General features: G+C 44.5%; 11 protein-coding genes. 6 read left to right on the top strand and 5 right to left on the bottom strand.

Features of this window, described 5'->3' with window-relative positions; genetic code table 11:
• Position 1: 1 nt before the first annotated feature.
• Both BLP85_RS06625 and BLP85_RS06620 read left to right on the top strand, forming a co-directional pair.
• Complete coding sequence (locus tag BLP85_RS06625) at positions 2-997, top strand: ABC transporter substrate-binding protein (RefSeq protein WP_092819336.1); 996 nt, start codon at positions 2-4, stop codon at positions 995-997.
• 192 nt (positions 998-1,189) lie between these two features.
• A complete protein-coding gene (locus BLP85_RS06620) occupies positions 1,190-3,268 on the top strand; it encodes a TonB-dependent receptor plug domain-containing protein (RefSeq protein ID WP_092819335.1) in 2,079 nt (692 codons plus the stop codon).
• A 125-nt stretch (positions 3,269-3,393) separates the two neighbouring features.
• On the opposite strand, the gene BLP85_RS06615 is transcribed toward BLP85_RS06620, so the two are convergent.
• A complete protein-coding gene (locus BLP85_RS06615) occupies positions 3,394-3,669 on the bottom strand; it encodes a hypothetical protein (protein ID WP_092819334.1) in 276 nt (91 codons plus the stop codon).
• Between the two features lie 353 nt (positions 3,670-4,022).
• On the opposite strand from BLP85_RS06615, the gene mdh reads away from it, so the two are divergent.
• Together mdh and BLP85_RS06605 are read left to right on the top strand one after the other, a co-directional pair.
• Entirely contained in the window at positions 4,023-5,234 is a 1,212-nt protein-coding gene (gene mdh, locus BLP85_RS06610; protein ID WP_092819333.1) for an iron-dependent methanol dehydrogenase, read from the top strand.
• 245 nt (positions 5,235-5,479) lie between these two features.
• Complete coding sequence (locus BLP85_RS06605) at positions 5,480-6,463, top strand: alpha/beta hydrolase (protein WP_092819332.1); 984 nt, start codon at positions 5,480-5,482, stop codon at positions 6,461-6,463.
• A 22-nt stretch (positions 6,464-6,485) separates the two neighbouring features.
• Here BLP85_RS06605 and BLP85_RS06600 read toward each other — a convergent pair whose 3' ends face one another.
• Positions 6,486-7,667 (bottom strand): helix-turn-helix domain-containing protein, encoded by a 1,182-nt coding sequence (locus tag BLP85_RS06600; protein ID WP_092819331.1) that lies wholly within the window; start codon positions 7,665-7,667, stop codon positions 6,486-6,488.
• Between the two features lie 203 nt (positions 7,668-7,870).
• Between BLP85_RS06600 and exaC the strand changes: the two genes are divergently transcribed.
• The gene (gene exaC, locus BLP85_RS06595; protein ID WP_092819330.1) at positions 7,871-9,382 is read left to right on the top strand and encodes an acetaldehyde dehydrogenase ExaC; all 1,512 of its coding nucleotides are present in this window, start codon (positions 7,871-7,873) and stop codon (positions 9,380-9,382) included.
• A gap of 144 nt (positions 9,383-9,526) precedes the next feature.
• Positions 9,527-10,246: a glutamine amidotransferase gene (locus BLP85_RS06590; protein WP_092819329.1), complete on the top strand. Its 720-nt coding sequence runs from the start codon at positions 9,527-9,529 to the stop codon at positions 10,244-10,246.
• Between the two features lie 61 nt (positions 10,247-10,307).
• On the opposite strand, the gene BLP85_RS06585 is transcribed toward BLP85_RS06590, so the two are convergent.
• The 3 genes from BLP85_RS06585 to tkt all read right to left on the bottom strand — a co-directional run bounded on the left by BLP85_RS06585 (position 10,308) and on the right by tkt (position 13,617).
• A complete protein-coding gene (locus BLP85_RS06585; protein WP_092819328.1) occupies positions 10,308-10,892 on the bottom strand; it encodes a YceI family protein in 585 nt (194 codons plus the stop codon).
• A gap of 362 nt (positions 10,893-11,254) precedes the next feature.
• Positions 11,255-11,470, bottom strand: coding sequence for a hypothetical protein (locus tag BLP85_RS06580; protein ID WP_086195075.1), 216 nt, complete (start codon positions 11,468-11,470; stop codon positions 11,255-11,257).
• A gap of 158 nt (positions 11,471-11,628) precedes the next feature.
• Positions 11,629-13,617, bottom strand: a complete 1,989-nt coding sequence (gene tkt / locus BLP85_RS06575; RefSeq protein ID WP_092819327.1) for a transketolase — start codon at positions 13,615-13,617, stop codon at positions 11,629-11,631.
• Between the last annotated feature and the right edge of the window lie 338 nt (positions 13,618-13,955).

Here is a 13,955-nt window from a genome sequence, read left to right as displayed (position 1 = left end):
CATGACAGATTTAGAAAAAACCCAAATCCAGATTGGCTACATTCCTTTGCTTGACTGTGTCGCCGTGCTTTGGGCCAAACAGCGTGGCTTCTTTGCAGAGCGTGGCCTGGAGATCACGCTCGTCAAGGAAGCCTCATGGGCAAGTTTAAGAGACCGGCTGGCCTTTGGCTTTCTGGATGCAGCCCATTGCCTGTCTGCCATGCTTCCTGCCGCAGCACTGGGCGAAGACCAGCTGGGTATTCCCTTGCAAACGGCATTGGTCCTCAGCCATAACCGCGCCTTTATCAGTCTGAGTCAGAAATTGTGTTTTGATCTGCAGATTTCAGAACAAGATCATGCCCGGCAATCGGCCGAGAAAGTTGTTTCAGCCATACAGGCACAGCAATCGATTCAGCTGGCGCATGTATTTAAGCAGTCGATTCATCATTATTGCTTAAGAGAGTGGTTAGCCCTTGCCAATGTTGAAATTGCAGAAAAAATCAAGCTCACGACCCTTCCGCCTCCCTATATGGTCGAGGCCTTGAGGAGTCATGTGATTGACGGTTTCTGTGTCGGAGAACCGTGGAACACACAAGGAGAACTGTTGGGACTCAGCCAGATTGTGGCCAGCAGTCAGGATGTTATTCCCAAGGTGGCAGATAAGGTGCTGGCAGTCACTGCCGACTGGGCCACACAGCATCCGCATACGCATCGTGCTTTAGTGGCGGCGATTGAAAAAGCACAGCAGGAATTACAGGTGCTGGACGACTATACCGAGGTCTGGAAAATGTTGATGGATTTCAATATTGTGCAATTTCAATGCTCTGACAGCATCCATGTAAAAAAATTCCACTCCATTCAGACAATTATACGTAACTTTGTGAATGAATCATCAGCACCCAAACTGGAAGATTTTCACTGGCTGATTCAGCAAATGCTGAAATGGGACCAGATTCGCCTGAGTGAGCAGAGTATTGATCAGATCAGCCAGAACTGTATTTTATCTTTCGATCCTTAAAAAACCATTTCTATTGGACCAATGCCCCCGCTTACTCACCTGAACAGGCAGCTGGGGCTAAATGATTCATTTTGGTTAGATTTCAGTTGAATCCACGTTTGATCTTTTATTTTTATTTGCGCGATTTTCCACAATTTTTCTCCACATTTTTACGTTATCTTACGCACCAAACGACATCTGGAACATTGAATAATGAAACGCATACAACCGCGTTGGAAACTAAGTGCATTAAGCTGCGCCTTGTTTGCTTTTATGTCCCCCACTTGGGCTGCCGATAGCACCGCAGATACAACTACAACAGACAGCAGTGCCCCCCAGATCGATCCGGTACAAACCCTGGCGACTTTAAAATTTGAAGCCGCACCCGCCCAGGCCAAAGACCCGGATATCAGTGCGGTGGCGAAAACCATTGTCACTCGGGAAGAAATGCTGCAATTTGGCGATCAGTCGGTAAATGATGCCCTACGTCGTGCAGCCGGTTTTCAGATGCCCGCGCCAGGACAAGGTCCGCGTGGAGGTGGCGGTGCTTCAGCTATGCGTTTTCGGGGTGGCGGTGCCCCGATATTTTTAATCAACGGCGAACCTGTTCAAGGCGGCCCGCGTGGAGGCATGTCTGTGGTGGACAGCATCACCCCGGACATGATTGAACGGATTGAAATTACCAAACAGCCAAGTGTTGCTCAGGCCTCTGTGGCATCTTCCGCCGTCATCAATATTATTCTGAAACAACCCTGGGATGATGCCCGCATCAGCGGAACGATCCGTGCCGGATATGGTTTGGCGAAATCAGATCAAAAAGAAGAACAACGTAAAAATATCAGTGTTCAGGCCGAAGGTCGTGATAATGCTTGGCTATACAGCATATCTGCCAACCAGATGTGGAATGGCACCACCTCGATCACCCAGACTCAAACCAGTAACGAAACACGTGAACAAAAACGCGTCACTGAACGCAAGTCGCAAATGCTGGCACCGCGTGTTGAATATGAACTGGATGACCAGCAAAAACTGGTTGCCGAACTGTTCTATCGCAACAATGAAAGTGACGGTAGCCGCGGTGATCAGACCCAAAACGACAAGAATGACAGCATCCGTTTAAATACCCGTTATGAACGCAAGGACAAGGGCAACTCGGACAAGATTCGCCTTTCTGTAGAACAGCAGAATGAAACCGAATCGACCCGATCGCCACTATTCAGCAGCTATACGGATGAAACCGTGAATGAATATGGGGCGGCTTATGATGGGGTGCGTAAGTTTGATGAAAACAGACAACTGAAGTTTGGTACGGATCTTCGTTCCAGTGAGCTTGAAAGCAATATTGCCGATACACTCGATGAACAGCGTTATGCACTCTATACCGAAGGCAGCTGGAAATTTACCGACCGGCAAACCCTCACCCTGGGGGCACGTCAGGAATGGATCAATCGTTCCGGACTGGTGGATTATAGTGACCAGCACTTCAGCCCTGTTTTGGCTCATCGCTTCGATTTTGATGATCACTGGTCACTGCAAACCAATATCAGCCAGGCATTCCGCAGTCCTAAAACCGACCAGCTGCTGCCGACGGTTTCAGTTTCTACCGACAGCGATGCCGGCAGCCTGAATAACCCGGACCGGGGCGGCAATCCAAATTTACGTCCGGAAAAAATTACAGCTTTTGAATCGACCCTGGGTTATAACACCCCGGCAGGTGGCGTCAACATCACAGCCTATCAACGTGAAATTGACGACTATATTGAGAAAGTGATTCGTCAGGAAAACGGCCGTTTTGTTGAAAGACCGATTAACCAGGACAATGCCACTACCTACGGGGTTGAAGTTGCTGCTCGCTATGCATTGAAACAAACGGAAAATGGGCATTCATTGATGTTGAATGGTCAACTGTCGACGGTACGCGCAAAAATTGAAGATGCCAATCATCAGGAACGTTTAGCCAGTGATGTGGCCCCTTATACAGCAAGTGCCGGTTTGTCTTATAACTATCAGCCTTGGCGTATTTCCAGCAGTATCAATCTGAACTATGTTCCTGAATTTACCCGTGCCCTGGATAACCAGCCTTACGATCGTACCAGCAATGAGCGGGTCAATATGGATATCAGTGTGACCAAACGCTTTGACGATGGCTGGGCAACGACCCTGAGTGCACGCAATATCTTGAGTACAGATTATAAAGAGCGTTTAAACAGTCAATCTGATGGCAGCCTGTATGAATCACGGGTGAATCAGGCCATTCCAAGTGTACTCCTCAGTGTAGAAAAGAAATTCTAAGCTGAAAGATAAAAACCGGTGCCTGACACCGGTTTTTATCACACGCTATTCGTTGTATTTACGCCTGTTGTGGATGAAGTCGCCCTTTTGCTATGGGCTACTCAATTGTCTCATTCATTTGAACTTTAAACCGACAGTCCCTTAAGCAAACTCGCTATTCTTAAAGTATGTTGCTTATTTCCCTTTTGCTCTATGACCTTATGTTCAATACGCCATAGATAGTCAAAAATTTCAGACTCGCTTGCATTTTCATTCAGCATATTAAAAATTTTGGGTAAATAATCCTCATATTCATCCCGCATGGAAGGGTTACAGCAAATCCCCAAGGGATCCCATTCCTGCAGTAAAATTTTATGTATGGCATGTAATAATTTGACATCTTTATTTTGTGTGGCTTCCATACATCCCCCTACACTTCATCATAATATTCATATAAATAAAATATTTTTTTTAATGAAAGACAATCTATTCATAAAAGAAAAATATCTGTATCGCACTTTCAGATTTGTCCTCAACTTTTTCTTGTTCCTAAAAAATGATTTTTAAAATTATCTTTCACTCTAAAAGTTTTATCATTCATTCAAGCTAATTCCAACCCCCTTCCGCATTTTAATTTTCTACAATTCCTGCATCAAAAATATCTAAAATTTAAATGGTAGGTTTTTGGTAGGTGGGATTTTTTTACGCTTCATTGAATACTCAAATCACGGTGAGGGTCACCGATAATACAACGAATGGTAGAAGGAATCGCACCATGGCTTTTAAAAATATTGCAGATCAAACCAACGGTTTTTATATTCCCTGTGTTTCACTTTTCGGTCCAGGCTGTGCCAAAGAAATTGGCGCAAAGGCACAAAGTTTAGGCGCAAAAAAAGCCTTAATTGTAACTGATGCCGGTCTGTTCAAATTTGGTGTGGCAGATACCATTGCCGCCTACTTAAAAGATGCTGGTGTAGACAGTCACATTTTCCCGGGCGCAGAGCCTAACCCAACCGATATCAACGTGCATAACGGCGTACAGGCCTATAACGAGCATGCCTGTGATTTTATTGTGTCCTTGGGTGGCGGTTCATCGCATGACTGTGCCAAAGGCATTGGCCTGGTGACAGCGGGTGGCGGTCATATTCGTGACTACGAAGGGATCGATAAAAGTACAGTTCCGATGACGCCGCTGATTGCGATTAACACTACAGCCGGTACGGCATCTGAAATGACGCGTTTCTGTATTATTACCAATACCGAAACCCATGTAAAAATGGCGATTGTGGACTGGCGCTGCACCCCATTGATTGCGATTGATGATCCTAAACTGATGGTGGCAAAACCTGCGGCCTTAACTGCAGCAACCGGTATGGATGCCTTGACGCATGCCGTTGAAGCTTATGTCTCTACAGCTGCCACTCCCATTACCGATGCCTGCGCAGAAAAAGCGATTAGCATGATTAGCGAATGGCTCAGCCCTGCCGTTGCCAATGGTGAAAACCTGGAAGCGCGTGATGCCATGAGCTATGCACAATATCTTGCAGGCATGGCTTTTAACAATGCATCACTCGGTTATGTGCATGCGATGGCGCATCAGCTCGGCGGTTTCTATAACCTGCCGCACGGTGTATGTAATGCCATCTTGCTGCCGCATGTCTGCGAGTTTAACCTGATTGCCTGCCCTGACCGTTATGCCAAAATCGCCCAGCTCATGGGGGTAAATACAGAGGGCTTAACCGTAACTGAAGCGGCATATGAAGCCATCCAGGCAATTCGCCAGCTTTCAGCCTCAATCGGTATTCCATCAGGTTTAGCCGAACTGGGGGTAAAAGAAGCTGATTTAGGCATCATGTCTGAAAATGCCCAGAAAGATGCCTGCATGCTGACTAACCCGCGTAAAGCCACACATGCACAAGTGGTCGATATCTTTAAGGCAGCTTTGAAATCCAATGCATCGGTAGTCGATTTTAAAGCAGCCGTATAGACCTCCATGTAAGTCTTCTCTCCTATCTTTTGACTTACATTTTTGGCAACCCACATTCCCGCTCCAGTCTGGAGCGGCTGAGGAAATCGTCTTGAACCGGCTGTTTCCTCAACTGTTCCCTTGGACCCTGTATAACACGGGGTCAGGAATGGGGTTGCTTTTTTTTATTAAAATAATTCAATTTGACAAATTACTGCCCATCATGAAGGATAAGAAAAAACCGATGTTTCCAAATGAGTATAACAATGACAAATGGTACAATCACAAATGGCACCCTTGAACCGCTTTACCAGCTGGATGTATTAGGTCCAGGCTATGAACAGGCCACGCTGGACTTTCCCGATGATTATGAAGGTCAAGTCACTGCAACTTTAATTCGAAAAAAAGCAGCGCAAACCACCCCTAAAGCTGTTTTATATATTCATGGTTTTATTGATTATTTTTTTCAAACCGAAATGGCAGAACGGTTTAACCAGCATGGTTTTGACTTTTATGCGCTAGATTTACGCAAATATGGCCGCTCACATCTGCCCCATCAAAAATATTATAACGTCCGCGAAATGTCGGAATATGATGCCGAGATTAGCCAAGCCTTAGACATTATAGGTGCAGAAGGACATGATGCGGTGCTGCTCTGTGGACATTCGACTGGCGGCTTGACCACCACACTTTATGCCGCCCATCATCCCGATCATCCATTAATTAAAGCACTTTGGGTCAATAGTCCCTTTTACGACTTTAATATGAACCCGATCAAGAAAAAATTGGGGCTGCCTAATTTAAGTCGCGTCGGCAAAATCTGCCCGGATTTAAAGTTCCCCAGCGAACTGAATAAATGGTATGTGACCAGTCTGCACCACAGCTTGAAGGGAGAATGGGACTTTAATCTGGAATGGAAACAAGTCACTTATCCTATGGTTCGCCTGAGTTTTGTCCGGGCCATTTTTGAAGCACAAAAGGAAATTCATCAAGGCGTGAGCTTAAATGTCCCGACTTTGGTGATGCATTCCCATCAAACCAAAAATCCGAAAAAATGGCATAAATATGCTCAAACCAGTGATGTAATTCTAGATGTCAAGCACATAAAAAAATATGCCCAAAAAATAAAAGGAGATGTCACCATCAGCGAAATAAAAGATGGCTTACATGACTTGGTACTGTCAGAAAAATCGGTGCGCGAAACTGTCTATCAACAACTGTTTGAATGGTTAAAGCAGAAAGGCTTATAAAAACAATTATCCGATATCAGTATTAATTGTCTTTATATTTCAGTAAGGTTTGATGCACGGGGTGAGTTTTTGGCATCAGTTCAATCAAGCGCTCCACCGCATCGATCGCTTCTGGAAAATGTGCCATGTGTTTAAGCAAAACATCGGTTTCATTGGCTTTAAAAATGGCATGACTTAAACGCGATTCCAGACAATCACGCCAGGCACATAAAAATGGGCTTTCCGTTTTTGCCAGAAAAACACCGGTACACAGTTTTAAGGCAGAATCGATATATCCGGCATCTAGAGACTGTTCGGTCAGTAAAAAGTCAGCTTCGACATGTGCCAATAAACGATAAGGCCTGGAACCCAGCATGCCGCCTAAAATATCGCGCAACTGTGACATTTCCGCCTTTAAGGTGCCGATGCTGACTTTGCGTTCACCGTATAAGGCCTGATGTAAACTGTCCAGGCTTAAACCTTGCGGACACAAAGCCAGAATGGTCAAAATTTCGATTTGTCTTGGCGTGAGCACCAGGACCTTGCCATTAAACAACACTTGCGGCACGGAAAAAGCCCGGATAAACAGGCGCTGTTTTTGATATTCAAGTAATGCCGATTGAATAATCGAGGCACATCGTTCAGCTGCAAGCAGGCCCAGACTATTATGCTTTTGCCAGGTGGTCGACAGGTCAATCACCCCTAAAACCTGTTTGGAATAGGGATCAACAATCGGTGCTGCATAACAGACCCAATCATGAATGGAAGACATGTAATGCTCATTGGAAAACACACAGCTCGACTGCTGGGTTTTAAGTGATAAAGCCAAGGCATTGGTTCCGACCAGTTCCTCGCGCCACTGCCCGCCTTCGATAAAATGCACGCTTTCGGCTGCACGCTGCATTTGTGGGCTCGACGCTGTCCAGATGATGGTACTGCCGATATCTCCAACCGCCAGCACCATGGAAGATTGTTCAGCAATATGTTTTAAATCCTGCATACAATGTTGCAGGGCTTGTGCCAGGGCCGAAGGATAGGTTTCTTTTTGTAAATGAACCAAGGGCGCAGCTGCACGATCTTTTGGGATTTCAGCAGAAGTCGAGCGTTGCCAGGAACTGACAATGCTTTGGCCCAATTGTTCCGCATGCAAGGGAGAAAGACTGCTACTTTGTCTAAACTGCTCAATTTTCTGTCTTTTTTGCATCAAACTTTGCTTATTCATCATTCCTTATTCTCACAACAATTCATGACTTACATCCACTGTAATCTTTATTTTTTAAGACTGTTTGGAAAGATTGTAAACCTTCTTGTCTCCAACCTTTCTCCAACCTTATTCCCTGTATGCTAATCAAATAATGTACAAAAGTACCTTATACCAAAGCTGTAGATACAGCTTCTTCACACGAGAATAAGCAAAGGAAAATACATATGCGTTACGTCGATCCTAATCAACCCGGTTCAAAAGTTCAGTTTAAGGCCCAGTATGAAAACTTCATTGGTGGACAATGGGTCGCTCCTGTAAAAGGAGAATACTTTGACAATATTTCTCCTGTAGATGGCAAAGCCTTCACCAAAGTTCCGCGCTCAAGCGTTGAAGATATCGAACTGGCACTCGATGCAGCGCATAAAGCCAAAGCACAATGGAACAAGTCCTCTCCGACTACCCGTTCCAATATCCTGTTAAAAATTGCCGACCGTTTAGAAGCCAATCTGGAACTGTTGGCGGTTGCTGAAACCTGGGATAATGGTAAGCCGATCCGTGAAACCCTGGCAGCAGATATTCCTTTGGCGATTGACCATTTCCGCTATTTTGCCGGCTGTATCCGTGCACAGGAAGGCGGCATTTCAGAAATCGACGAAGATACCATTGCCTACCACTTTCATGAACCTTTAGGTGTGGTCGGACAGATCATTCCGTGGAACTTCCCGATTTTAATGGCGACCTGGAAACTGGCACCGGCTCTGGCTGCGGGTAACTGTATTGTTTTAAAACCTGCTGAGCAAACTCCGGCAAGTATTTTGGTCCTGGTTGAACTGATTCAGGACCTGCTACCGGAAGGCGTATTAAACGTTGTGAACGGTTATGGCATTGAAGTGGGCCGCCCACTGGCTACCAACCCGCGTATTGCCAAAATTGCATTTACCGGCTCAACAGCTGTGGGTCAGCAGATCATGCAATATGCAACCGAAAATATTATTCCAGTCACACTAGAGTTGGGCGGTAAATCACCAAACATTTTCTTTGAAGATATCATGGCTCAGCAAGATGACTACCTGGAAAAAGCGCTGGAAGGCTTTACCATGTTTGCGCTGAACCAGGGGGAAATCTGTACCTGTCCATCACGTGCGTTAATTCAGGAAAGTATTGCTGACCAGTTCCTGGAGATGGCAGTAGAACGGGTAAAACGCATTAAAACCGGTCATCCGCTGGATACCGACACCATGATTGGTGCTCAGGCATCGCAAGAGCAGCAGGATAAAATCTTGGGCTGTATTGCCACAGGCCGTGAAGAAGGTGCTGAATTGCTGACTGGTGGCGGTGAACGCCGTGAAGTGGGCCAAGGCTTCTACATTGAGCCGACCATTTTCAAAGGTACCAATGACATGCGTACATTCCAGGAAGAAATTTTTGGACCGGTACTTGCAGTGACCACCTTTAAAGATTTTGATGATGCCATCCGAATTGCCAATGACACCATTTATGGTTTGGGTGCGGGTGTCTGGTCACGCTCTGCGCATACCTCTTACCGTGCGGGCCGTGCAATTGAAGCCGGTCGTGTATGGACCAACTGCTATCACATCTACCCTGCGCATGCCGCTTTCGGTGGTTATAAAAAATCAGGGATCGGACGTGAAAACCACAAGATGATGCTGGATCATTATCAACAAACCAAAAACTTGTTGGTCAGCTATGCCACCAAGCCAATGGGCTTCTTCTAACATAACCTTGTATAAAGGATATCAAAAGCGAACTTCGGTTCGCTTTTTTTGCTTTAAATTGCAAACAATCCACAGTGAAATCTTCATTTTTCTGGCTATTCAGGCTAAATTGCACTTATTCCTGCCCTCTTAGAAAAATAGTATATGACTACAGCATCTCCAGACTTTCCCGACACCATTTATGCCATTCAGCATCTTGCTTTTGAAGACCTGGGTGCATTGGAAGATATATTTTATCAACTGGGCTTTCGGGTACGCTATTTTGAAGCTGGCGTAGATGACCTAAGCAAAGCATTTCAGCATAAAGGCTTAACTATTATTTTAGGTGGACCGATTGGGGTTTATGAAACAGAAGATTATCCATTCTTACAACAAGAAATAGACTTACTTAAAGTTCGCTTAAAAGAAAATTTGCCAACTTTAGGCATTTGTCTGGGTGCCCAACTGATTGCGCATGCCTTGGGAGCCAAAGTCTATGCAGGCCATCAAAAGGAAATTGGCTGGAGTCCCTTAAGCCTGTCCAATACTGAACATAACCTGCTTGCCCCCTTAATGGATACCCCGGTATTACACTGGCATGGCGATACTTTCGATTTACCTGAACAAGCTGAATTATTGGCCAGTTCAGCAATTTACCCCAATCAGGCCTTTGCGATGGGTAAAAACATTCTGGCCTTGCAATTCCATATTGAAGTTGCAGCAGACAGTCTGGAAAAATGGCTCATTGGCCATACCTGCGAATTGCGCAAAGCCAATATCTCCATTCCTGCTTTGCGGGCAGACAATCAACGCTATGCCCATGCCGTAGAAGTGCAGGCACAGGCTGTATTGCAGGCATATCTCCAACAGATTTCAGCAATTTAAAGTAAAATTTCAATAAAAAAAGCACCATCTTAATGGTGCTTTTTTATGAGCCACTTCGAACTTATTTTTTCGCAGGAACAGAGGCTTCAGTGGTAATGTTTACCGTGATTTTATCGCCCACATTTGGAACATAGCCGCCTACACCAAATGCTGAACGGTTAAATGAAGTCGTTGCATTGAAACCAATAGACTCTGCTTTAGTCATTGGGTGTACGCCCTGTTTATTTAACACTGCATCTAAAACCACCGGTTTAGTTACATCTTTTACGGTCAGGTTACCCGTGATTTTATATTTGTTTTTACCTAAAGCTTGAACCTTGGTACTTTTAAATGTGATGTTAGGATATTTGGCTGCATCAAAAAAATCTGCTGTTTTTAAATGCTCATCCAATGCCTTGACATTGGTATTTAAACTCGATAAAGGAATCGTCACATTCACAGATGAATTTGCAGGTTTTGCATTATCAACGTTAATGGTACCTTGAATGTCGCTAAAGTTTGCAGATGGGGTAGAAAAACCAAAATGGTTCCAGCTAAATACAGTCGCTGTATGGGTTGGGTCAATTTGGTAAGCCACAGGCTTTGCCAAAGACAATGTTGCTACCGATGCTACCGCCAAACCTAAAGTTATTGCTTTGAAATTCATGTGTCATTATCTCGCTTTGGAATGGTTATTAGTCTATACCTTTCTTATCTTAATTCACCGATATACATAAAACGATATGTTGCAAGAATAGAACAATTACTGGTTATCTAGCCCTATAAATGAAATGATAAAATCACCTAATCTTAATATATTGATAATCATCACAAATTATTTTAAACCCTGATCCGCAGCTTTATTGGTTTTGTCGCTTCTGTCTGTTTTTATTAAGAATTTCATACAAAAATATACAGTTTATAAAAATCATGATGAAGTCATCAAAATTGCGCTCTGCCTAACTGATGATTTTTAAATGTCCAAAATAATCAAAGCCCCGACTGGGGCTTTTTAAAGGTCTTTCATCTTTATAACTTTTCAACCAGAATACGGTCGATTTGCTTCAAGCCGGTATGCTTTTCATGATTCTTACGGCGAATCTTAATCACCTTGTCTTCCTGCAAGTCTTGCAGCATCAGTTCAACCGCAACCATGGCATCAAGTTCAAGGTCTGCACCAATCCATTTCTGTTCACCAGCATCCATCAGGACAATTTCATCATTAATCTGATCATAAAGGCTCATATTTTCCTCACTTGGGGCAATCATGCACCCCGGGCTGAATACTGTATGAATGAATTAATTTTAAACCTGTAGCTTTAAATCATTCGTTACAAATCGTTATTTTGCAATAAAAAACGCCCCTTCTACTGGGGCGTCTTTTAACCGGCTAATCGAATTGATTAAGCGGTAATTTCTTTCACAGCTGCAACCACTGCTTCAGTGGTAATACCGAAGTATTGGAACAAATCTTTTGCAGGCGCAGATTCACCGTAAGTGGTCATCCCGATCACGCGACCATCCAGACCCACGAATTTCCACCAGTAATCCACATGCGCAGCTTCAACGGCTACACGCGCACGAATATGAGATGGAAGAACCGCTTCACGGTAAGCAGCATCCTGTTTCACAAACTCTTCAGCACATGGCATAGACACTACACGCACACCTTCAAGCTGCGCATAAGCTTCCATTGCCAATGAAACTTCAGAACCTGTGGCAATAATGATGGCTTTTAATTCACCTTTTTCTTCAGCCAGAACATAACCACCTTTAGCAACGTTCTCAATTTGCGCTTGATTACGGGTCTGGAATGGCAAGTTTTGACGAGAGAAAATTAACGCGGTAGGACCTTCACTACGTAACAATGCAGATTTCCATGAAATAGAAGCTTCTACAGTGTCACATGGACGCCAGGTATTTAAGTTTGGCGTGCCACGTAAAGAGGCGATCTGTTCTACCGGTTGATGCGTAGGACCATCTTCACCCAGACCGATTGAGTCATGGGTATAAACGTGGATGACACGCTGTTTCATTAATGCAGACATACGTACTGCATTACGCGCATATTCCATGAACATCAGGAATGTTGCAACGTAAGGGATGAAACCGCCATGCAGTGCTACACCGTTGGCAATTGCAGTCATACCAAATTCACGTACGCCGTAGTGAACATAGTTACCCGCCGGATTGTCTTGTACGCCTTGCGCACCTTTCCAAAGCGTCAGGTTAGAACCTGCCAGGTCAGCAGAACCGCCCAGAACCTCTGGCAATAATGGTACAAGTGCCTGAAGTGCATTCTGGCTGGCTTTACGGGTTGCAATGGTTTCTGCTTTTGCATTCACTTCAGCAATATAAGCATCTGCTTTAGCGACGAAGTCAGCCGGTAATTCACCGCTTAAACGGCGTTTAAGTTCAGCTGCTTCAGTTGGGTATTTTGCGGCATATGCTGCAAAAGTTTCATTCCATGCAGATTCAGATTGAGCACCCTTGTCTTTGGCATCCCAAGCTGCATAAACGTCAGCAGGAATCACAAATGCTTCTTCTTTCCAGCCCAACGCTTCGCGAGTCAATGCGATTTCGTCGTTACCCAGTGGCGCACCGTGGCAATCTTCTTTACCTTGTTTGTTTGGTGAACCCAGGCCAATAATCGTTTTACAGATAATGATGGTTGGCTTAGCCGTTTCCGCTTTTGCTTCTACAGTTGCCTGACGGATCGCATCGCTATCGTGGCCATCCACTTTAATCACTTGCCAGCCATAAGATAAGAAACGTTGTTCTGTATCGTCAGAGAACCAGCCTTCAACTTCACCGTCAATAGAAATGCCGTTGTCGTCATAGTAAGCAATTAACTTACCTAGACCCAAAGTACCCGCCAGTGAACATGCTTCATGTGAAACACCTTCCATCAAGCAGCCATCACCCAGGAAACAGTAAGTGAAATGGTCTACAACCTGGATGTCATCTTTGTTGAATTGAGCAGCCAAGGTTTTTTCAGCTAAAGCAAAACCAACCGCATTGGCAATACCCTGACCCAATGGACCAGTGGTGGTTTCAATCCCTGGTGCATAACCTAATTCTGGGTGACCCGGAGTTTTAGAATGTAACTGGCGGAAAGATTTTAAATCTTCGATAGAAAGATCATAACCGGTCAAATGCAATAGCGCATATTGCAACATAGAACCATGGCCATTAGACAATACAAAACGGTCACGGTTTGCCCATTGCGGGTTTTGCGGGTTGTGATTTAAAAATTCGCGCCAAACCACGTCAGCGATGTCTGCCATCCCCATCGGAGCACCTGGATGTCCTGAATTTGCTTTTTGCACAGCATCCATTGCCAATACACGAATTGCGTTTGCAATACGACGTTCGTTAAGCGGGGTTGTCATAGGTCAGAGTCCAACTAAATCGTTTAAAGAAGATGATGAATAGGAAAATTCAAAGCTGGCTATATTGTCTTAAAAAAACAGCAAGGGGTAAAGCCTAATAGCCAACATTTCGGCATTTATTCACCTCGGGGCATATTTTAATGCAGGCAAAGCTCAATTTCAGATCATTTGCAGGGACTTGGCACCCACGTAAATGCCTTGACCTATTGAGTTTAAAACTTATATATGACATTTGAACGAACAGTCCGCTGCCTTTTAAGGAGTGGATATATCATTCAAGACCTCTATCATTCATAAAATCATTTTCATTTGCTGATGATTTGACAGATTTTCAATAC

The sequence above is a fragment of the Acinetobacter kookii genome (genome assembly GCF_900096895.1).
GTDB lineage: Bacteria > Pseudomonadota > Gammaproteobacteria > Pseudomonadales > Moraxellaceae > Acinetobacter > Acinetobacter kookii.
This window is presented reverse-complemented; position numbering and strand designations above follow the sequence as displayed.